The organism is Luminiphilus sp. nBUS_07 (genome assembly GCF_051201685.1).
In the GTDB taxonomy this organism is placed as follows: Bacteria; Pseudomonadota; Gammaproteobacteria; order Pseudomonadales; family Halieaceae; genus Luminiphilus.
The window spans coordinates 1,669,022-1,690,115 of the sequence record NZ_CP179213.1; the positions used below are offsets into that span (position 1 = coordinate 1,669,022).

Annotated in this window: 18 protein-coding genes; 17 read left to right on the forward strand and 1 reads right to left on the reverse strand. The window is 54.2% G+C overall.

The annotated features are described in order from the left end of the window. The first annotated feature begins 17 nt into the window (after positions 1-17). Positions 18-2,486 (forward strand): ABC transporter permease, encoded by a 2,469-nt coding sequence (locus tag ACMAZB_RS07375; protein WP_435219995.1) that lies wholly within the window; start codon positions 18-20, stop codon positions 2,484-2,486. Positions 2,487-2,492: 6 nt separating this feature from the next. Here the strand turns inward: ACMAZB_RS07375 and ACMAZB_RS07380 are convergent, their stop codons facing one another. Continuing rightward, complete coding sequence (locus tag ACMAZB_RS07380) at positions 2,493-3,473, reverse strand: malate dehydrogenase (protein WP_435219996.1); 981 nt, start codon at positions 3,471-3,473, stop codon at positions 2,493-2,495. Between the two features lie 201 nt (positions 3,474-3,674). On the opposite strand from ACMAZB_RS07380, the gene ttcA reads away from it, so the two are divergent. From ttcA to phoR, 16 genes are all read left to right on the forward strand, one after another. Beyond that, positions 3,675-4,574, forward strand: coding sequence for a tRNA 2-thiocytidine(32) synthetase TtcA (gene ttcA, locus ACMAZB_RS07385; protein ID WP_435219997.1), 900 nt, complete (start codon positions 3,675-3,677; stop codon positions 4,572-4,574). 14 nt (positions 4,575-4,588) lie between these two features. Continuing rightward, positions 4,589-5,185: a heme ABC exporter ATP-binding protein CcmA gene (ccmA, locus tag ACMAZB_RS07390; RefSeq protein WP_435215752.1), complete on the forward strand. Its 597-nt coding sequence runs from the start codon at positions 4,589-4,591 to the stop codon at positions 5,183-5,185. Next, entirely contained in the window at positions 5,175-5,858 is a 684-nt protein-coding gene (ccmB, locus tag ACMAZB_RS07395; protein WP_435215754.1) for a heme exporter protein CcmB, read from the forward strand. The genes ccmA and ccmB overlap by 11 nt, the downstream gene beginning before the upstream one ends. 39 nt (positions 5,859-5,897) lie before the next feature. Next, positions 5,898-6,629: a heme ABC transporter permease gene (locus ACMAZB_RS07400; RefSeq protein ID WP_435219998.1), complete on the forward strand. Its 732-nt coding sequence runs from the start codon at positions 5,898-5,900 to the stop codon at positions 6,627-6,629. Next, a complete protein-coding gene (gene ccmD / locus ACMAZB_RS07405) occupies positions 6,629-6,841 on the forward strand; it encodes a heme exporter protein CcmD (RefSeq protein WP_435219999.1) in 213 nt (70 codons plus the stop codon). The genes ACMAZB_RS07400 and ccmD overlap by 1 nt, the downstream gene beginning before the upstream one ends. Next, complete coding sequence (gene ccmE / locus ACMAZB_RS07410; RefSeq protein WP_435220000.1) at positions 6,825-7,286, forward strand: cytochrome c maturation protein CcmE; 462 nt, start codon at positions 6,825-6,827, stop codon at positions 7,284-7,286. Before ccmD ends, ccmE begins: the two co-directional genes overlap by 17 nt. Then, on the forward strand, positions 7,286-9,277 hold the full coding sequence (locus ACMAZB_RS07415; protein WP_435220001.1) for a heme lyase CcmF/NrfE family subunit: 1,992 nt from the start codon (positions 7,286-7,288) through the stop codon (positions 9,275-9,277). Before ccmE ends, ACMAZB_RS07415 begins: the two co-directional genes overlap by 1 nt. After that, positions 9,264-9,803: a DsbE family thiol:disulfide interchange protein gene (locus ACMAZB_RS07420; protein ID WP_435215761.1), complete on the forward strand. Its 540-nt coding sequence runs from the start codon at positions 9,264-9,266 to the stop codon at positions 9,801-9,803. Before ACMAZB_RS07415 ends, ACMAZB_RS07420 begins: the two co-directional genes overlap by 14 nt. After that, positions 9,743-10,297, forward strand: a complete 555-nt coding sequence (locus ACMAZB_RS07425; RefSeq protein ID WP_435215763.1) for a cytochrome c-type biogenesis protein — start codon at positions 9,743-9,745, stop codon at positions 10,295-10,297. The genes ACMAZB_RS07420 and ACMAZB_RS07425 overlap by 61 nt, the downstream gene beginning before the upstream one ends. Next, complete coding sequence (ccmI, locus tag ACMAZB_RS07430; protein ID WP_435220002.1) at positions 10,294-11,508, forward strand: c-type cytochrome biogenesis protein CcmI; 1,215 nt, start codon at positions 10,294-10,296, stop codon at positions 11,506-11,508. Before ACMAZB_RS07425 ends, ccmI begins: the two co-directional genes overlap by 4 nt. A 111-nt stretch (positions 11,509-11,619) precedes the next feature. Continuing rightward, entirely contained in the window at positions 11,620-15,117 is a 3,498-nt protein-coding gene (smc, locus tag ACMAZB_RS07435) for a chromosome segregation protein SMC (protein ID WP_435220003.1), read from the forward strand. Positions 15,118-15,138: 21 nt separating this feature from the next. Further along, positions 15,139-16,224 (forward strand): cell division protein ZipA, encoded by a 1,086-nt coding sequence (zipA, locus tag ACMAZB_RS07440; RefSeq protein WP_435220004.1) that lies wholly within the window; start codon positions 15,139-15,141, stop codon positions 16,222-16,224. A 6-nt stretch (positions 16,225-16,230) separates the two neighbouring features. Then, the gene (gene ligA, locus ACMAZB_RS07445) at positions 16,231-18,261 is read left to right on the forward strand and encodes an NAD-dependent DNA ligase LigA (RefSeq protein ID WP_435220005.1); all 2,031 of its coding nucleotides are present in this window, start codon (positions 16,231-16,233) and stop codon (positions 18,259-18,261) included. Continuing rightward, complete coding sequence (locus ACMAZB_RS07450; RefSeq protein ID WP_435215772.1) at positions 18,248-18,868, forward strand: transglycosylase SLT domain-containing protein; 621 nt, start codon at positions 18,248-18,250, stop codon at positions 18,866-18,868. Before ligA ends, ACMAZB_RS07450 begins: the two co-directional genes overlap by 14 nt. 90 nt (positions 18,869-18,958) lie before the next feature. After that, positions 18,959-19,660, forward strand: a complete 702-nt coding sequence (gene phoB, locus ACMAZB_RS07455) for a phosphate regulon transcriptional regulator PhoB (RefSeq protein ID WP_435220006.1) — start codon at positions 18,959-18,961, stop codon at positions 19,658-19,660. 5 nt (positions 19,661-19,665) lie between these two features. Continuing rightward, a complete protein-coding gene (phoR, locus tag ACMAZB_RS07460) occupies positions 19,666-20,952 on the forward strand; it encodes a phosphate regulon sensor histidine kinase PhoR (protein ID WP_435220007.1) in 1,287 nt (428 codons plus the stop codon). Positions 20,953-21,094: the final 142 nt, after the last annotated feature.

Below are 21,094 nucleotides of genomic sequence, written 5' to 3' on the forward strand. Positions count from 1 at the left end.
GACCGGGAAGTCGTGGCATGAATCCGGCTATTCTCTTGTTGAGAGACTGGCGTGGGGGTGAATTGGGGGTGCTACTTGCAGCACTTCTGCTGGCGGTTTCTGTGGTGGTAGGCATCAGTGCATTTGTGAGCAGTCTCCAGTCGGCGTTGGTTAGCGAAAGTTTGCGTTTTCTAGCGGCTGACCGCGTGGTAACAAGTGGTCAGGCCATTTCCGAAGAATGGACCTCTCAGGCAGAGCTTGAAGGGCTGACGGTGGCTCAGACCCTGAGCTTTCCCTCTATGGCGGTTACTGAAAGTGACAATTTATATCTCGCTTCAATCATGGCGGTCAGTTCGGGTTATCCACTGAGAGGGGAGCTTCTGTCCAGTGCTACGCCCTACGGTGAGGTGCGAACCGATGCCGGTATTCCCAACCCCGGGGAGGCCTATCTGGCGCCTCGACTTTTTGCCCTTCTAGAGGTCCAGCCTGGGGATCGAGTTTGGGTTGGAGATAAAGCGCTGGTTATTTCTGGTGCTGTTCGTGGGCAGCCCGACACGGCCAGTGCGGCTTTTGGTTATGGTCCAAGATTGCTTATGAACCTGGCTGACATTCCTGCCACCGGAGTCATCCAGCCCGGTAGCCGGGTGACTTGGCGGGTGTTACTGGCAGGCGAGGGGAGCGCACTAGACGCCTTTACCCAATGGGTAACGCCGCAGTTGAATCAGGGTCAACGTTTGCTCGGGGTCGAGGACAGTCAGCCCAGCATTAGTCGAACACTGGACAGGGCCCAAGGGTTTTTATTGCTCGCGGGCAGTCTAGGCGTGGTGTTAGCTGCCGCAGCAATAGCCTTGGCAGCCCGAAGATTTTCTGAGCGGCACACGGATCATGTGGCGATTATGAAAAGCCTGGGTGCCAGTCGTGGGCGAATCGCCAGGCTCTACGGCGGCAGTTTGCTTATGTTGGGCGGCATTGCCACGGTATTGGGCTGCGCGCTGGGGTGGGCGCTGCAAGCACTGTTCTTCCAGCTTTTTGCCGAGCAACTGCGCGTTCAGCCGGGCGCTGTGGGTTATGAACCGTATTTAATTGGTGGAGCTACTGCGCTGGTTTGCCTCGGGTTTTTTGCATGGCCACCACTGGAGCGACTTGCTCAGATACCCCCGTTGCGAGTTCTACGCCGGGATGTCGATGCTAGTGGTGCCCAACGCTGGATGGACTATGCTTTGGGCGCGATTTCAATTTTTGGCTTGATGTGGTGGTACTCGGGGGACCTAAGAGTCACCGGCAGCGTAGTAGCGGGTTTGTCCCTAACCGTCGGGGCAGGCTATTTTGCTGCTCAGATTCTTTTGCGAGGCGGACGGGCGCTGGGGAGCGCAGCGGGTAGCGTATGGCGCCTTGCTCTAGCAAATCTGCAGCGTCGAGGAACCGCCAATGCCTTGCAAATGGTGATTTTTGCGATTGCGATTATGTTGATGTTGGTACTCGTCATCGTCAGGGGTGCACTCATTGACCAATGGCAGGCCCAGTTGCCCCCGGGGAGCCCCAATCATTTTATGCTGAATATTACGGCCGACGAGCGTGGGTCGTTGACCCATTTTCTCGCCGAGCGCGGTATCAAGTCACAGCCTCAATTCCCGATGACTCGAGGCCGGATTATGGCCGTTAACGGTGAGAAGTTGGCAGCGGCCGACAGCGCCCAGTCGCAACGACGTCAGCGAGAGGCCAATTTCACTTACGCCGACACGTTGCCCGAGGCCAATGAAATTATCGCCGGCGAATGGTGGGATGCCGATACCAATGAGGCGCAGGTGTCGCTGGAGAGGGAGTTTGCTCAGCGTGTGGGTGCCACTGTCGGTGATGTCCTAGAACTGCGTATTGCATCGGAGAGCTTCCAGGCTAGGGTCTCTAGTTTGCGAGAATCTGATTGGCAAAGTATGAAGCCCAATTTTTTCGTCATTTTCCCCAAGAACACTCTGGAGCGTTTCCCCAATACCTTTCTCACCAGCTTCTATCTGCCTGCGGAGCAAAAGGCGCTGTTAAATGAACTCATAACCGCTTTTCCTACGGTAACCATCATTGAGCTTGATATTGTCATTGAAGAAATTCGCACCATCATAGATCGGGTGGGCCAAGCCATCGAGTTGGTACTGGCGGTGATTTTACTGGCGGGTGGCATGGTGTTAATCGCGGGTGTTCAGGCCAGTGTCGATATTCGCCTGCGCGAAAGTGCGCTGCTAAGAGCGTTGGGAGCTAAAAAGAGTCTGTTGCTGGGCGCACTGCTCATAGAGTTTGCGACCCTCGGTGCATTTGCAGGGTTACTCGCTGTATTGGGCGCTGAAATGGCGGCTTGGGCACTGCAGACCCAAGCCCTTGACCTCACATATCAGGCGAGCCCTTGGCTGTGGCCCTGGAGTATTTTTGCTGGTGTGAGTCTCATTGGTGGGCTAGGAGTTTTGAGCTGTCGCAAAGCGGTGGCAGCGCCACCGCTTGTTGTCTTGCGCGAGCTCTAGGAGGAATTATCCTAAAAGATGCGCGACGGCATCTCGCTCATCTGAGAGTTCTTTAGCCGTGGCATCCATCTTTGACCGACTGAACTCACCGACATCAACGCCCTGCACGATGGACCAATCGCCATCGGCACAGCGGCAGGGAAATGAGTAGATAAGTCCTTGGGGTATGCCATAAGAGCCGTCTGAGTAAACGCCCATGGAGACCCAGTCGTCACCGTCAGTGCCAAGAGCCCAACTGCGCATATGGTCGATGGCCGCATTGGCCGCCGAGGCCGCAGAGGATGCTCCCCGCGCTTCAATGATGGCAGCACCTCGTTGTTGTACTGTCGGTATAAAGTTGTCTTCGTACCAAGCCTGATCAATAAGGTCGATCGCTTTCTCATCTTTCACCTTGGCGTTGAACAGGTCGGGGTACTGTGTTGCGGAGTGATTTCCCCAGATCGTCATGCAGGTGATGTCATTAACGGTGGTTCCGGTTTTTTGCGCAATCTGCGTCGCAGCTCGATTGTGATCGAGGCGAGTCATGGCGGTAAAGTTGCGTGGGTCTAGGTCGGGTGCATTGCGTTGTGTAATCAAAGCATTGGTGTTGGCGGGGTTGCCGACTACGAGGACTTTGGCGTTCCGCGAAGCGTGATCATTGAGCGCTTTGCCCTGTACTGAAAAGATGGCGGCGTTGGCTTCGAGCAAGTCTTTTCGCTCCATGCCTGGTCCTCGGGGCCTAGCCCCCACAAGCAAGGCGTAATCGGTATCTTTGAAGCCCACGTTGGGATCGTCAGTGCATACAACACCCGCTAATAAAGGAAAAGCGCAGTCGTCCAATTCCATGCGCACGCCCTCTAGCGCGGTCATGGCTGGAGTGATGTCTAGTAACTGTAGAATTACGGGTTGGTCATCGCCCAACATGGCGCCAGAGGCGATACGAAATAGAAGGGCGTAACCAATTTGGCCTGCGGCGCCAGTAACCGTTACGCGAACGGGAGCTTTCATAATCATGATCCTCAGTGGGAAGCGGATTGCTGCGCAGGGTCAAGGGGTTTTCCGCTGACAACGCCTGCTGCGGGCGCGATTTTCCGGTGCTGACAACAAAAACTCAAGTCGTAACAGGACCTAAACAAATTTTATGTGTGTATTTGGACCCAAAAGCTGCCTTTCTATATGATCGACGCTTCTTTCGACCGGTGTACGGCCATGTCAGGACCTGCCAGAGACAATTTCATCCAAGACGCAAGCTTAGGCCGCGGTCATTCCTCAAAAGACACGCGCAAGCAGGATTATGCCTTGAACAAGCTGCATAAGCGTTTGCGGCGCAATGTTGGGAAAGCTATTGCTGATTTTGCGATGATCGAAGAGGGGGACCGCATTATGGTGTGCCTGTCTGGGGGCAAAGACTCCTATGCGATGCTCGATATCTTGCTGAGCCTCAGAGACCGTGCCCCGGTGGAGTTCGAACTGATTGCGGTCAATTTAGATCAAAAGCAGCCTGATTTTCCCGAGGAGGTACTGCCCAACTATCTGGAGGATCTGGGCGTTCCCTACTATATTTTAGAGCGAGACACCTACAGTGTGGTGAAGTCAGTCATTCCTGAGGGTAAAACGACCTGCGGACTTTGCTCGAGGTTGCGCAGGGGTACGCTCTACGGGTTTGCCGAGCAGATAGGGGCCAGTAAAATCGCTCTGGGGCATCACCGCGACGATATCGTTGAGACACTTTTTTTGAATCTTTTTTTTGCGGGAAAGCTAAAAGCGATGCCGCCAAAGTTGTTAAGCGACGATCGCAAAAATGTAGTGATTCGGCCCATGGCCTATTGCAAGGAGGCGGACATTGCAAAATACGCTGTAGCCAAGGCGTTTCCGATTATCCCCTGCAACTTGTGCGGGTCTCAGACCAATTTGCAGCGACAGGAAATTAAGCAGATGTTGCAGGGCTGGGAGAGACAATATCCTGGCCGCATTGAAACCATTTTTAAAGCACTAAGCAGCGTTTCTCCGTCGCAACTGGCCGATCAAAACCTGTTTAACTTCAGAGACCTATCTATCGAAGTTGATAAAGAAATTCACCTCCCTGAGTTGAAGGTGGTGCAGCTATGAGAAATCTCTTTTAGATGGCGGATGACCTACTAAGACTTGAGTCCATCGACCTAGAGCGAGGTGTGCGGCGGTTACTCACGGGTGTGTCCCTCACCGTGCGTCCGGGGGACTGCTGGCAAATGCTGGGTAGTAACGGTAGCGGCAAAACCAGTCTCATGAGGGCTATGGCAGGGTTGACGCGTCTGGGTGTGCAGGGCTACCGAGGCGGCACAGATAGCGTGCTGTACCAAGGGCATCTTCCGGGGCTGAAGCCGTTACTCAGTTGTCGCGAGAATTTGCGATGGCATGGCAGTGGCCGCGTCACCTGCGATGGGCAAAAGATCGATGCCGCATTGGCTCGGGTAGGGCTTGAGGGTTATGAAGATACGGTTATCTGCCAGTTGTCAGCGGGGCAGCAGCGTCGAGTCGGTTTGGCGCGATTGTGGTTATCGGAGGCGCTACTGTGGTTGCTTGACGAACCATTTACAGCCATTGATGTGGACGGAACGGCGATACTCGAAGCACAGATACAACACCACTGTGCCACCGGTGGCGGAGTTGTGTTTACGAGCCACCAGCCTACGCATTTGCCTGAGCTGAAAGTTCTGGACCTCGATAAGTATGCTGCCTGAGGCGGGCGCATTCCTGCGTTATCAGGGGCGGCGCCACCTGCAGGTCGCGCTGCGGCGTCCCAGCGATATTGTTGGCCCCTTAATTTTCTTTTTAATGGTCATTACGCTCTTTCCCATTGGTTTGGGGCCAGACCCAACAGTGCTAGCGGCCTTGGCACCGGGAATACTATGGGTCGTGGCACTGCTCTCAAGCCTGGTTGTCAGTGGCCGCCTGTTTCAGGCTGATTTTGAAGACGGCACCCTCGAGCAGCTCGTGCTTTCGCCACATCCTCTTGCAATCTCCGCGATGGTTGAAGTTCTTTGTCACTGGCTACTCAGTGGCGTTTTGCTCGCTCTGGCATCACCGGCTTTTGCCGTTTTACTCAATATGCCCTCTCGAGCTATTCCCGTGCTGATGACAAGCTTAGCGCTGGGCACTCTATGCTTGTCTCTTATTGGCGCCGTGGCGGCCTCACTCACCGTTGCACTGCGGCGTGGCGGGGTGCTTTTGTCGTTGCTGTCGATTCCTCTTACTGTGCCTGTTCTGATTTTCGGCACGGCTGCTGTACGCGAGGCCGCCCTGGGCTACGATCCGTCATCATGGCTGGCGCTGCTGGGTGCTCTGGCAGCAGGTGGGTGTGTTTTGGCGCCATTCGCAATCGCAGCGGGCTTGCGGATTTCATTAGAAGCTTGAGGACAAGGTTTTTGAGCTGGAACGGGATATAATCACAGCATGTGGTCAATTGTGCACAAAATGGGATCGCCCCCCTGGTTCTATCGTTTCGCTAACGGCGCTATCGCATGGCTATTACCTATCGTGCTCGTGGCGCTCGTTGTCGGCTGCGTTTGGGGTTTGCTTGTAGCGCCACCCGATTATCGCCAGGGGAATAGCTATCGCATCATCTTCATTCACGTTCCAGCGGCGGTCGTTGCTCTTGCGGGGTACTACGTGATGGCAACCGCCGGCTTAATGAGCATCGTCTGGAAAATCAAAATGGCGGACACGGCGATGCGAGCGTTAGCACCCGTCGGCGCAGCCCTGACGTTTGTGGCATTGGTGACGGGATCTATCTGGGGCAAACCCACATGGGGAGCGTGGTGGGTGTGGGATGCCCGTATTACTTCTATGCTGATTTTGTTGTTTCTGTATCTGGGGGTGATGGCGCTGTCAGAGGCCTTCGATAATAAAGCTGCTGCCGCCAAAGCCTGCGCGGTTTTGTCTCTTGTTGGTACCGTCAATATCCCCATCATTTATAAGTCGGTAGATTGGTGGTACGGCTTGCACCAGCCGGCGTCGATAAAGTTTACCGGAGAGAGTGCGATCGACGCATCAATGCTCTATCCCTTGCTATTGATGATTGTGGCTTTTTATGGGCTATTTGCGTTATGCGTGCTATTGCGGATGCGCACAGAGCTGCTGACCACGCATCGCCAAACGTCTTGGCTGAGATCGGAGTTGTCCTGATGTACTTTGAAACCTGGTCAGCCGTTTGGCACATGGAGGGGCACGGACCCTACGTTTGGGCGGCATACAGCATCACTGCTCTGATCATTCTGTTTTTGGTGGTATCCCCCTGGATTCGTGGTCGGCAACTGACCCGGGATATTCGCTATGACGAGCAGCGCCGAGCCGCCGTCTCAACTGCCTCGGGAGAAAACCATGCACCCGAAACGTAAGCAGCGGCTGATTGTTGCTCTTGGTATCGTGATATTTTCCAGTACTGCCATTGGATTGGTCAGCTATGCACTGCGCGGCAACATCAATCTTTTCTACCCGCCCGCCGAGGTGACCGCGGGTAACGCCCCCATCGATCGTGCGATTAGAGTTGGCGGTATGGTCGTTGAAGGCAGTATTCAGCGCTCAGAAACCGATCTAACCACCGTGTTTTCGGTCACAGACTACGACGGGGTGGTAGAGGTCAGCTACACCGGAATTTTGCCGGACCTGTTTGCCGAAGGTGAGGGCGTGGTGGCCTCAGGCATGCTGACCACGGACGGTCGGTTTATGGCTACGGAAGTCTTAGCGAAACACGATGAAAACTACATGCCACCGGAAGTGGCTGCCGCGCTAGAGGGCAAAAAGCCCAACGCCAGCGCTTATAATTTGCAGGAGGGTGGTTAATGCTTGCAGAGCTGGGACATTTCGCGCTGATCATTGCGTTCGTGCTCGCATGCCTGCAGGGGATTGTTCCTCTGATCGGGGCGTGGCGTGGTCACTCTGACAGCATGCTATTGGCGCCGCCCCTTGCGGTAGGCGTTTTTGTTTTTTTGTTAATTGCTTTTGGGATATTGACCACCACGTTCTTGCAAGATGACTTTTCGGTCAAAGTCGTTGCGTCAAATTCCAACAGTTTTATGCCTGACATCTACAAGTTCTCTGCGGTGTGGGGCAACCATGAAGGGTCGCTCTTACTCTGGGTATTGATTCTGTCCGGCTGGATGGTGGCAGTCGCTCAGTTTAGTCGCGGCTTGCCCCTCGTGGTGCTGGCGCGAGTGTTGGGAGTCATGGGGTTAGTCGCGGTTGGGTTCATCGCGTTTTCATTGCTAACTTCAAATCCTTTCGAGCGGCTGTTACCCGGTATTCCCGCCGAGGGCCGTGACCTTAACCCATTGCTCCAGGATCCGGGGCTAATCATTCACCCCCCCTTACTGTATATGGGCTACGTAGGATTTTCTGTGCCCTTCGCCTTTGCTATCGCGGCATTAATGGGCGGGCGTCTAGATGCAGCGTGGGCGCGTTGGTCCCGCCCCTGGACAAATGTGGCCTGGGGTTTCCTCTCTTTGGGCATCATGTTGGGGAGTTGGTGGGCCTACTATGAATTGGGCTGGGGGGGCTGGTGGTTTTGGGACCCTGTTGAAAATGCTTCTTTTATGCCTTGGTTGGTGGGCACTGCACTCGTGCATTCCCTGGCGGTGACAGAGAAGCGGGGGCTGTTTAGGTCTTGGACAGTGCTTTTGGCGATAGCGGCTTTTTCATTGTCGTTACTAGGGACGTTTTTGGTTCGCTCCGGTGTACTTACTTCAGTTCATGCTTTTGCTGCAGATCCCGATAGAGGGTTATTTATACTGATCTTTCTCGGGCTGGTTATTGGCGGCTCATTGGTCTTGTACGCAGTGCGGGCACCCACGGTTGCCAGTCGAGTTCAGTATGGAGCGTTCTCGAGAGAAGCTTTGCTATTGGCGAACAATTTCATCTTCGTGATCTCAGCAACCACCGTCCTCCTGGGAACCCTTTTCCCGTTGGTGATGGACGCGTTAGGTCAGGGAAAGTATTCGGTAGGCCCTCCCTATTTCAACGCGGTCTTCGTGCCACTAATGGCACTGTTGGTGCCTTTTATGGGAATAGGCCCGGTGAGCCGGTGGAAACAGGACACGCCCTCGCGATGGCGCCAAGAGCTGCTCGTTCCTGCCGCTGTTGTGGCCGTCTGCGCACTTGTACTGCCTGCAGTGTCTCTGGGCTTCAATCTGTGGGTGGCTTTGGCTATTTTGTTCTCGGGTTGGCTGCTAGTCGGACTGCTGCGGGACTTTTTGGAGCGGACACGCTCGGCTTCAGGTTTGGCAAGCAAATGGCGGCGGCTTACGCCGAGCTACTTGGGCATGCTGATGGCCCATGCTGGTTTTGCCGCCATGATCATTGGCGTGACGGTGGTGAGTCAACACAATGTAGAGAAAGATTTGCGCATGCTGCCGGGTGATATCGAAGAGGTGGCGGGCTATCGCTTTGAGTTCGTGAATGTCGTCAGAGTGGCGGGCCCTAATTACGATGCCGATCAGGCGAATTTTCGAGTGTTTAACGGGAATGAGTTAGTGGCGGAACTGTCGCCTCAAAAACGTCGGTATCGCGCGAGCGGTCAGATTATGACAGAGGCAGCTATCGACCCTGGAGTCTTCAGGGACTTGTTTATTGCTATGGGCGAGCCCGTTGGAGAAGACGCTTGGGCTATACGACTGCAGTATAAGCCTATGATTCGATGGATATGGTTTGGAGCTTTGATGATTGGTTTTGGTGCCATCACCACGGCCTTTGATCGCCGCTACCGCCTGCGCGATCGGCACAGGGATACGGCCAAAAATCAGTCGTCGCTAGCAAGCCCCGCTCATGCCAAGGCTTAGATTATTTCTGCCACTCGCGGCCTTTATTCTCTTGAGCCTGCTGCTGTTCAAGGGGTTGTCCCTAGACCCGACTTCGCTGCCATCTGCGTTGGTGGGGAAGCCTTTGCCGGACTTTGAGCTGGAGGAATTACACTCTTCGGAAGTGCTTTCTCGTCAGCGCATTGTCGGTGAGCCCATGCTGGTAAATATTTGGGCGACTTGGTGTTACTCGTGCCGAGTGGAGCACCCTTTCTTGCTGGAATTGGCGGCTCAGGGGGTCAGAATAATTGGGCTCAATTACAAAGACGACAGCGACAAGGCAATCGGTTGGCTTGAGGACCTAGGCGATCCCTATGCATTAACGCTGTCTGACACCGAGGGTATGTTGGGGCTGGACATGGGCGTATACGGCGCACCTGAAACCTACGTAGTGGACGCTGAGGGCGTCGTTCAATATCGGCATGTTGGTGTTGTCGATGAGCAAGTATGGCAGAGCGTATTGTCCGCGTGGTTTCCGCAGCCAAAAATTACGAGTGTCTTGCAGTGAGGTTCTATGACTTGGTGGTTCGCTGGTTGCTGGCTTGCAGCCTCTGCGCCGTAGCAATAGCGGCTCAAGCGGTTATCGAGACCTATGAGTTTTCAGATGTGACTTTAGAGCGTCGCTACCACAGCCTCAGCGATGAGCTGCGGTGCCCAAAATGCCAAAATCAAACCATCGCAGACTCGAATGCCCCTATCGCAAAAGACCTAAGATTTTTATTGCATGAGCAGCTAGAGTCGGGCGCCAGCGACGATGAGATATTGAGTTTTATGGTGGCTCGCTACGGAGAATTTGTGCGTTACCGTCCCGGTTTAGACAGCAACACGGCGTTGCTTTGGTATGGCCCATTGCTCCTGACATTGGTGACTTTGGCAGCCTTAGCAATGCATCTTCGAGGGAGACATAGGGCCACAGCTCCTGCGGAGCCCACGGAGGAAGAGCGGGAGGCGCTTCGCGCTCAAATGACAAAACTCAGTGGCGAGCGGGAGCGGCAAGCGTGACGACTTTCTACGTTGCTGCGGCGGCCCTTACGCTGGTCGCCCTTGGGCTTCTTCTGATACCTCGATGGCACAGCCGTCGTTGGCAGGGGGAGTCCAATTTAGACTGGCTTACGCTGCGGCAAAGTGAACTACAAGACAGCGGGCTAGCAGAACAACAAACCCTTAGCCGTGATGCAGAGCTGCGTATTTTGGACGAAACACCGGACCCTGTCAGCGAAGTGGCGACTGAGAGCACGGGGAAATTTGCGGGAGGGATAGCAGGTGCACTGCTATTGGTTATGGTGGTCGTCATTGTTCCCGTGCTGCTCTATTGGGACCTTGGTGCGATTGAAGATGTGCGCATTACTGCAGCTTTAGAAAATATGCAGGACGCTTCCCCGGCGGAAGTGCAAACCCTGCTGGCTGACATTGAGCTGCGATCGGACGCTAAACCCGGCAACGTGGAGTACTTGTCGCTGCTTGGAGAATACTACACAGCGCAAAACGAGCATGTGCAGGCGCTGGAGATCTACGAGCAATTACTGCAGCAGTTTCCCGAGAGTGCCGAGCTACTTGCGCGTGCCGCTCAGGCCGAATATTTGAAAGGGGAGCGGTTGCTAACTGATCAGGCCAGGCGCAGGGCTGAGGCCGCCCTAGCGATAAATCCTGAGCAGCGCAGTGCTCTGGGTACTCTAGGGATGGCGGCTTTTGAGGCCGGTAATTACAGCCAGGCGCTTCAGTACTGGGAGCGGTTGCTAGCGTTTGAGGCGCCTGGGACTCCGGGTTTCCAAATGTTGACAACGATTATTGCCGAAGCAAAGACGCGGGGAGGGCTGTCTAATGAACCCGCAGCATCTATGGCTATGCCTAAATCTGGAGCCGAGCTAACCCCGGGCATCGGTGTCACCGTCAATGTTGCAATGCCTGACGGTAGCACCCCTCGTGGGACAGTCTTCATTGTTGCGCGTCCCAGCGGTGCAACACAGCGTATGCCAACGGCAGCCGTTCGACGCAGTGCCAGTGAACTGCCGCTGTCGGTACGTCTAGACGATGCCTCCTCAATGGCCGGACAGAAGATATCAGCACTAAACCGGGTCGATATTGAGGTGCAGCTGTCTGCTACGGGTCAGCCGGGGCGGGCTAATGCCAGCTGGCTGGCGACCGCGGCTAATGTAGAGCCAAGCACAGACGCGGCGATCCAGCTGATTCTCGAGGCTGTCGAGCCACAGTGACGAAATCGTGAACTGGTCCTAAGGCTAGATATAGTGTTGTGAGGCCTCAGGGTATACACTACATGTTGTGTCGTCAGTGTTACGGTCTGTCGTTTTTCAATAGGTAGGTAAATGCGTCTCAAATCCATAAAGCTGGCTGGCTTCAAATCCTTCGTTGACCCTACTACGGTCAACTTTCCAAGCAACATGTGCTCTGTCGTGGGACCAAACGGCTGCGGCAAATCCAATATTATCGACGCAGTGCGATGGGTCTTGGGGGAGAGCTCGGCGAAGAACCTCCGTGGCGAGGCCATGACGGATGTAATTTTCAACGGAACGACCCACCGTCAGCCCGTTGGGCAGGCGTCTATTGAGCTGATCTTTGACAATACCTCTGGCAAGTTGGTGGGAGAGTACGCAGCTTATTCGGAAATATCGGTGCGTCGAGTTGTCGGTCGCGAGGGCACATCGGAATACTGGTTAAATGGCGCTAAATGCCGTCGCCGAGATATCACAGACCTGTTTCTGGGCACCGGTTTGGGGCCTAGAAGTTATGCCATCATTGAACAGGGCATGATTTCTCGTTTAATTGAGTCCAAGCCAGAAGAACTCAGGATATTTATTGAAGAAGCGGCTGGAATCTCGAAGTATAAAGAGCGCCGCCGTGAAACTGAGAGCCGGATGCGGCGAACACTTGAAAACCTGGATCGCCTTGCCGATCTACGTGAAGAGTTAGAACGCAACCTTCAACATTTACTGCGCCAGTCTCAAGCCGCAGAAAAGTATGCTGAATTTCGTGCCGAAGAACGCGAGCTTAAATCTCAGCTTCTTGGACTGCAGTGGCGTGAGTTTCAGCAAAGCAGCAAGGAGAGCCAGCAAGCCCTTGCGGATCTTGATATCAAACAAGAGGCCGAGCGCGCTGCGTTCGAGCGGGTGGGCGCAGATATTGAAGGTACGAGAGTTTCTCTAGCTGAAGCTACCGATGCCTTTAACAGTGTTCAGGCCGATTACTATTCAGTTGGCGGGGAGGTCACCCGGGTCGAGCAGGCTTTGAAATACGAGCAGGAGCGGCGTGCCACTATTGAATCCGATTTGTTGCAGACCCGCGAGGGTTTGCAGGAGTCAAAAGGGCACCTAAATGCGGATACCGAGCGCCTGGGTGCTTGGCGAGCCGAGCTCGAATCCTTGCGTCCCTTGCTCGTTGAGCAGCGAGGAGCCGCTGACACTGCTGCGGGATTATCTGCCGCAGCCGAAGAGGCTATGACGCAATGGCAAAGCCGCTGGGACGAATTTAACCAAAGTGCTGCTGGTCCTAAGCAGGCCTCTGAGGTGCAACAAAGTCGCATCGTCTACCTAGAGCAAGTGCTTCAGCGAATTCATGAGCGCGGAGGAAAGTTGCGCAAGGAGCTTGAAGCGCTGGCCGAGGAGGATGTCGACAAAGACCTGCCCGAGTTGGAAGCGCAAATTCGTGATGGCGAGGAGGCGGTTAAGGCTCAAGAGGCCGCGTTACTCCAGCTTGATGCCGAAGTGACCCAACAGCGCGAAAACATTGAGCGCTTGCGGGATGAGCAAGATCAGGTGCGCGCCCGGGTGCAGCAGCTAAAGGGTCAAGAAGCATCACTTCAGGCACTGCAAGAAGCAGCGCTGGCCGAAGGCGATGTCTCAGCGACACAACAATGGCTCGCGGATATGGGGCTCGATAGCAGTGGCAATGTGTACGAGGCCTTGCAGGTTCAAGACCAGTGGTCGATGGCCGTAGAATGTGTTTTGGCAGCACGGCTAACGGGTGTGTGTACCCAGTCTTTTACTCAAGTTCAAGCAGCTTTTGGTTCCGCGCCTGCGGGTGCCAGTATTTTGGCGGCCGGCGAAGTGGGCACGGGCGCGCCTGGAACGCTGGCTGAGAAGGTCGTAGGGCCTGCGTCCGTGCTCGCGGTGCTGGCAGGCGTACATATCGCTGCAGATCTGGTAGATGCTCAGAGACTTTTGACGACGCTGGCAGATACCGCGTCGGTTATCACCCCCGAGGGCGACTGGTTGGGGTACGGGTGGGCCTCTAAACCGTCAAAGAGCGATGCTGGTCAGGGAATAATACTGCGCAAAGCGTCCCTCGACGCAGTAGCTGCAGAGCTGGCTGAGCTCGAGGCATCGCTACAAACGATTAATCAAACCCTCGCTGAGCTTCAGGAATCAAGACGCGGCAACGAAGACCAGCGCAGAGCCGGGGAAGCAACACTTAAAACCACGGTGCAAGATCAAGCGGCCAAGGTTACTGAGCGTGGTGCGAGAGTTGCTGCCGTTGAACAAATGCGCCAGCGAACTCAGCAGCTTCAGGCAGATTTAGCCGACTCAGGATCTCAGTTTGAGACGGAGCAAACCTCACTTGCTGCGGCAAGATCAGAATTGCAAACGGCGATCGACCAAATGGCCCTCGACGGTGAGCAGCGCTCCGCCTTAGGCCAAGAGCGGGATAAACTGAACAGCCAGCTACAAACGGCTCGCGAAGGCGCTCGCGAAGCCCGTGATAACGCGCACCGCACGGATGTCCGCGTGCAAAGCCTCGACAGTCAGGTTGAGACGGTTGCGAGTTCCATTGCGCGCCTCGAACAACAAGTGGAGCAGTTGCAGGGCAGGGTAAGCGATCTCGCAGAGCAACTGCCCGTCGGCGATAACCCTGATGCTGAACTTCAGTCTGAACTGGAGACTTTATTGGCTCAACGTGTCGACGCGGAGACAGCGTTAACCGCCGCTAGACAACGGGTGTCTGATAACGATCATGCGTTGAGAGAGCAGGAAAAACTTAAGCTTGCTGCGGAGCACAGGCTACAGGCGCTCTATTCTGAACTGGAGTCCGGTCGCTTACGTCAGGCTGAAAGAAACGTCAGGATTGAGAATCTTGAAGGTTTACTTAGAGAGCTTGAAGTGAGCCCTCAAGAGGTGGTGGAACGTCTCCCGGAGGATGCCTCCGAGCCCGAATGGCAAGTGAAAGTAGAGCGTGTGGCGGCTCGTATAGCGCGTTTGGGTCCTATTAATTTAGCGGCTATCGATGAGTACGCTAAGGCCTCAGAGCGTAAAACTTATCTCGATGCTCAAGATGCTGACCTTCAGGAAGCGCTGCAGACGCTTGAGGGCGCTATTCGTAAAATTGATAAAGAGACCCGCAGTCGCTTTAAAGAGACATTCGAGCAGATCAATTCAGGGTTTGCTGAGTTGTTTCCGAGGGTCTTTGGTGGTGGAACCGCTAACCTTGAGATGACAGGTGACGATCTGCTGGATACCGGGGTTGCGATCATGGCCAGGCCTCCCGGCAAGAAAAACAGCACGATTCACCTTCTGTCGGGTGGTGAGAAGGCAATGACAGCTATCGCTTTAGTGTTTTCAATATTTCAGCTTAATCCGGCGCCGTTTTGCATGCTGGATGAGGTTGATGCGCCGCTGGATGATGCCAACGTCGGACGCTACGCCCGTATGGTGAAAGAAATGTCAGAGCGGGTTCAGTTTATCTTTATCACGCACAATAAAATCACCATGGAAGCGGCGAATCATTTGATGGGCGTCACGATGCACGAGCCCGGAGTGTCACGTCTGGTTACTGTGGATATTGAGGAAGCGGCACAGCTCGCAGCCAGTTAACGCCGGAGAGGGGGAAAGGCGATGGATCATATGATTCGGGACTGGATGATCATCATAGGCGTCTGCCTGATTATGGTGGTGTTGATCGACGCACTGAGACGGGTGTTCAAAGATCGTCGCGACGAGGTGCGTCTTAATGCAAAAATCTCTCGGCGCGACCTTGAAGAGGTTGACGACGATTCCTTTGATCTGTTGACTGAGCTACCTAACGGCGGGGCTCGTATTGTCAGTCGTAGTGATCTTCAGCCCTCCTCAGTGACTGAGGGTGCTGCTGCGGAGTCTGTTGTGACAAATCCAATGCCGTCGAGTGACGCTAGCACCAGTGCGGTGTCCGCGCAGGCGGCAACGGAGTCCTCCGAGGTATTATCCACGCATCAAGAGCCAGCAGTTGAGTCCGAGCCAGAACCCAAGCCAAAGCTAGAATCCGAGCCAGAGCTTCCATCATTTTCAGCCACTGATGACGATCATGAGCCTGTGAGTTTCGCACCAGCTCAGCAAGCTGAGTTAGCACAAGACCCTGTCCCCGAGGCCGCACCAGAAAATACCGTGGCGCAGGCGGCTAAGAGCGGGCCACAAGATGAGGACTCTGCGGTAGAGACGATGGATTGGTTGGAGGGGCTAGACGTGCCTGAGGCCGAGCCGGAGCCTGAAGCCCGGTTGCCCCGTGACCTTGATCCCCATGTTTTTGTTCTTAACGTCATGTCGCGATCGGAGTCAGGGTTTGCCGGTTCAGACATTTTAGGCGTGCTTCTTGCCTGCGATTTGCGTTTTGGTGATATGGATTTTTTCCACCGGCATGAGCATCGGGCTGGACGGGGCCCGATCCAATTTAGCGTGTGCAACATGCTTAAGCCCGGGGTTTTCAATATCGATGAGATGGGTTCGCTCTACACTCGTGGCTTGATGTTCTTTATCACATTGCCCGGACCTGAGGATATGTTAAAGGCTTTTGATTACATGCACGAGACCGCTAAGGCCGTGGCGAAGAATTTGGATGGTTATTTATTAGATGAAACTCGCAGCGGGGTGACCCGGCAAAGCATTGAGCACATGCGTCAGCAAATCCGCGAATTAGAGCGCCGCGTTGCTTTGCAAAATCGGCGCTGACAAGACATGTCCGATGTTGTGCCTGATGATGAAGCGCAAAGGTTGCGGGGCCTCTTGCAACAGTGGAGTGACGAGTATTACCGCAATGATGCGCCCACTGTCAGTGACAGTGAATTCGATAGAACGTTGCTGGCACTGCGTGAACTCGAAAACGAATTCCCCCAGCTAATCACGGCCGATTCCCCCACCCAGCGCGTGGGTGCAGCTCCCCTTGCGGCTTTCGATCAGGTTGTTCATCGGTTGCCCATGCTCTCACTAGACAACGCTTTTGATGCGGATGATCTTGTGGACTTCGATAGGCGCATTAGTGCGCGTTTGGATGGTGCCCAAGTTCGTTACGCTTGTGAGCCGAAACTAGACGGCATAGCCGTAAGCATCGTGTGGCAGGAGGGCGACATGGTGTTGGCAGCGACCCGTGGCGACGGCCGTACTGGAGAAAATATCACTCAAAACGTGCGCACTATAGACTCGGTGCCGTTGCGTTTGTCGGGGGAGGGTATTCCTCGTTACCTCGAGGTTCGAGGCGAGATCTTTATGCCCAGAGCTGGATTTGAGGCCTTTAACGCCAAGGCGCGTCGCGAGGGAGATAAGCCTTTCGTCAATCCCCGCAATGCCGCTGCGGGCAGTTTGCGTCAACTGGACTCAAGTATCACCCGGCGCCGCCCGTTAGCCTTCTGTGCCTATGCCCTAGGGTATACCGAAGGTGTGAGCAGGACGCTTCTCAGCCACTCTGAAGCAATGCTTCAACTCAGTGCATGGGGAATACCGATATCCTCCCACAGCCGCTCAGTAGAGAGTATCGACGCTTGTGAGCGCTATTACACGGAGCTTTCGCAGTTGCGAGAAAGTCTAGGTTTCGACATCGATGGCATTGTCTTTAAGGTCGATGACTTTGCCGAGCAAGAACGTCTGGGCTTTGTATCTCGGGCACCGCGTTGGGCTATCGCTCGAAAATTTCCCGCTCAGGAAGAAATGACGGTTGTTCTGGATGTTGAATTTCAAGTTGGTAGAACTGGAGCGGTTACCCCGGTCGCTAGGTTAGAGCCAGTCTTCGTTGGGGGCGTTACGGTCTCAAATGCGACGCTACACAATGCTGACGAAATCGCGCGGCTTGGCCTCAAGGTTGGAGATACCGTAATCGTGCGCAGAGCGGGGGATGTTATCCCTCAAGTCGCCGCTGTCGTGGCCGAACGCCGGTCCGAGAACGCCCACAGCGTTGTTTTCCCTGAAAGCTGTCCAGCTTGTCAAAGTGCTCTGGTGCGTGAATCAGGAGAGGCTGCATGGCGCTGTGACGCGGGCTCTTCTTGTCCGGCTCAACGTCGGGCAGCGATTGAGCACTTTGTATCGCGTCGGGCTATGGATATCGACGGGTGTGGAGAGAAAATTATCGATCAGTTAGTCGATTTAGAGCTGATAGAAACAGCCGCTGACCTGTACACATTAACTCAGGAGAGTCTCGCTGAATTGGAGCGGATGGGCGAAAAGTCTGCTCGAAATTTGCAAGCCGCCATCGAAGCCAGCAAAGAAACAACGCTGGCGCGCTTTATCTATTCTCTGGGGATCCGCGAGGTGGGAGAGACCACCGCCCGCCAGCTGGCGGAATATTTTGGTGCCCTAGATCCTTTGTACGCGGCTACCGTTGAGCAGCTGCAGGAGGTCGAAGATGTCGGGCCCATCGTCGCCGGGCACCTGAGACGGTTCTTTGCAGACGCCACGAAGCAAGAAATGATAAACCGGTTCTTGGCTCAGGGAGTGAATTGGCCTGCCCCCGAGGTGAAGGCCGGTGATCTACCACTATCAGGGCAGATTTGGGTGGTTACCGGTAAGTTGGAGGAGATGAGTCGTGATCAAGCAGAGGCAAGTCTTCGAGCTCTTGGAGCTAAGGTATCAAGCAGCGTCAGTGGCAAGACAAACTGTGTCGTTGCAGGTCCAGGAGCGGGCTCGAAACTGAAGAAAGCACAGTCACTGAACATCACCGTGATCGACGAGCTCGAATTCATTGCTCGAGTTGAAGGTTGGAAAAATGACGAAGCGTAGTTTGCTGAGATTTTCTTTTCTGTTATGGATGCCACTTTTCATATCTGCCTGCGCGACATCTCCCCCCAGTGATGTCAGTAACGTCTGCGAAATTTTCCGGGAGAAGTCCGGCTGGTACAAGGACGCCAAAAAATCTCGAGCGCGATGGGATACTCCCATTTCTGTGATGATGGCCATCATGCACCAGGAGTCGCGGTTCGTTGCCACGGCCAAGCCGCCCCGCAAAAAGATTTGGGGCATTATTCCTGGGCCTAGACCCTCTGACGCCTATGGTTACTCCCAGGCCAAGGATGCGACTTGGGAGTGGTACCAGCGAAGCTCTGGTAGCTACGGTGCGGATCGGGACGACTTTGGGGATGCGATTGATTTTATCGGTTGGTACAACGACATGAGTTACCGCCAGAACGGTATCGCTAAAGACGATACCTTTCGGCTCTATCTGGCCTACCATGAGGGTCATGGCGGCTTTAAGCGCAAGACTTATCGTGACAAACAGTGGTTGGTTGATGTTGCTAGAAAGGTGGATGGCCGAGCCAACACCTACAATACGCAGCTTAAGGGCTGCGTGAAAAGCCTTGAAGATGACAAATGGTGGGACTTTTTCTAGGTTTCACCAAGCTGGATAATTGTTGGCTGTAACATTACCGTCACATTGTTGCCGTGTAATGCTTCTCTGGAAAGAGCATGGATACCCACAATGACCATCCATAAAGTTTTGATTGTTGATGACGAATTGGCTATTCGAGATATGTTGCGGATGGCGCTTGAAACAGCTGGTTATGAATGCCTAGAGGCAGAGACAATCGACTCCGCCTACCATCAAATAATTGACGATCGCCCTGACATTATCTTGTTGGATTGGATGCTGCCGGGTGGGAGTGGGATTGAGCTTTTACGGCGGATTAAGCGCGCAGAAATGACTCAGGACTTACCTGTAATCATGCTCACGGCAAAAGCGGCTGAACACAATGTTATTCAAGGGCTTGATGTTGGTGCCGACGACTATATCACTAAGCCCTTTGCGCTGAGAGAGTTGTTGGCGAGGATTAAAGCCTTGCTGCGACGAGCAAAAAGTTCGGATGATCGAAACCTCCTAGTCGTCAGAAACCTCACAATAGATGTCGATAGTCGCCGTGCGTTTATCAGCGAGGAGCCGCTGCAACTTGGCCCCACCGAATTTAACCTGCTGCTGTTTTTTATGTCTCATCCAGAGCGTGCCTATACTCGGAGTCAACTGTTAGACCGAGTTTGGGGCGCCAACATATACGTCGAGGAACGAACCGTAGACGTGCATATTCGGAGGCTCAGAGCCGCTTTAGACGCCGCTGAGGGCAACTATAGTCAGCTCGTTCAGACGGTACGTGGAACGGGTTACCGCTTCTCTGAGCAGGGGTTTTAGCGTCTATGGCTCCAGCAAAAACCTTTCGCAGGGAGGTTCATTCGGTCGTCGCGATTCTGTTGCTGGGAGCGGGTGCCGGATTGCTCTTGGATAAACCTGCCTGGGGGCTTGCGTTTGGAATGGGGGTCATTCTTTCGCTTTGGTCTTATCAACTGTTACGAGTCCAAAGGTGGATGTTGGATCCGACGGTTGAGCCGCCGAAGGCTGGCGGCGTGTGGGGCCTTTTTCTAGATAACATTTATGCCATTCAGCGTCGTAATCGTGAGGCGCAGTTGCGGCTGGAATCAACCTTGGATTACCTCCAAGACTCACTCGCAGCAATGCGAGATGCGGCCGTTATTGTTGACCCACATGCAAATGTGGCTTGGGCTAACGACTCAGCTGATTTTCTTTTAGGGATTAATTTCCCCTCAGACCAAGGGCAACCCCTGCTGAATTTAATCAATTCCATCGATTTTCGTGAGTATTTTGAGACGGACGATTACTCAGACCCTCTTCGCGTGCTGCCCGAGGGCGATAGGGGACGTTGCTTGCAGTTTGAGATTGCCCGATTTGGCATGGGTGATCGCTTAGTCTTTGCTCGAGACGTGACACGGACCTTTCGCTTGGAGCAGATGCGCCGCGATTTTGTGGGAAATGTATCCCATGAGTTGCGCACCCCGCTAACGGTCATTAAGGGTTACATCGAAACGCTGCAATCACTCGAAGAGTTCAGTGCAACGCGGTTCCAACGACCTCTGGAGCAGATGAGCCAACAAGCGTTGCGCATGGAAAATCTGGTCACGGACTTATTGTGGTTATCGCGTATTGAGGCGGTAGAAACCCTGCGCAAAACCGAGCTGATTGATATGCCTACGCTGATCGTGGGAATCGTGGCAGAACTACAGCCGGCGTTCCCTGAGAGACGCATCAGGCTAAATCAGGAGAGCGAAGCGGCAATTCGCGGGGACGAAAGAGAGTTACACAGCGCACTGAGCAATCTCGTTATCAATGCACTGAAGTACAGTGATGGTGATGTTGTGTTGCGCTGGTGGTCGAGTGAAAACAATGCCACGTTTTCGGTGAACGATACGGGCATTGGCATAGAACCTCATCACATAGCCCGACTGACGGAGCGATTTTACAGAGTGGACAAGAGTCGCAGTAATGCCGGAGGTGGTACGGGCCTCGGTCTAGCGATCGTCAAACACGTGGCGAACTCACATCAGGCGGACCTCACAATTGATTCCACAGTGGGCGTTGGCAGTTGTTTTAGTTTGGCCTTTCCCTTTGATGCTGCCGATACGCTGTGACACATGTTCTTAAGTGCCGACAATTTGGTTCTCTGCTTCAGTAAACCCGGGTTTTTGCATGTTTGTGCGAATGCCGCAGATTGTGTGTTGTTGAGTGACAACCACTGACAGCAACGGCGATCCTCAAGTATCCTTGGCGAGT